The organism is Streptomyces sp. P17 (assembly GCF_032436805.1).
Taxonomy (GTDB): Bacteria; Actinomycetota; Actinomycetes; order Streptomycetales; family Streptomycetaceae; genus Streptomyces.
This window is the reverse complement of sequence record NZ_JAVRBF010001311.1, coordinates 1-246: the sequence shown is the minus strand read 5'-3', so window position 1 is coordinate 246 and position 246 is coordinate 1. Positions and strand designations below refer to the sequence as shown.

The window sequence follows — 246 nt, the reverse complement described above, 5'->3', positions numbered from 1 at the left end:
CATGTCGGAGTGCTTACCACAGGCGTTTGTTTGAAAGCTGGACCATGCAAAACCAGCAGGACTTTGCGCTAAACCGGCGCGGACTGGGTTTAGCTCAATATAGCGATAGCAGGCTAGCAGGTAATAGTCGGTTTCAATGGCACTTGCAAAATACTTCCCATCCCACACTGTGCCGGTTCTTGCATTTGTTGTGTTGTAATAGGCGGCGTATTTTCGGCCAAGGCACTGCATAAAATGTGGCAGCTC

Annotated in this window: 1 protein-coding gene; it reads right to left on the bottom strand. The window is 49.6% G+C overall.

Features of this window, described 5'->3' with window-relative positions; genetic code table 11:
* On the bottom strand, positions 1 to 246 hold a 246-nt coding region (locus RMT89_RS44805; protein WP_315889494.1), incomplete at both ends, for a hypothetical protein.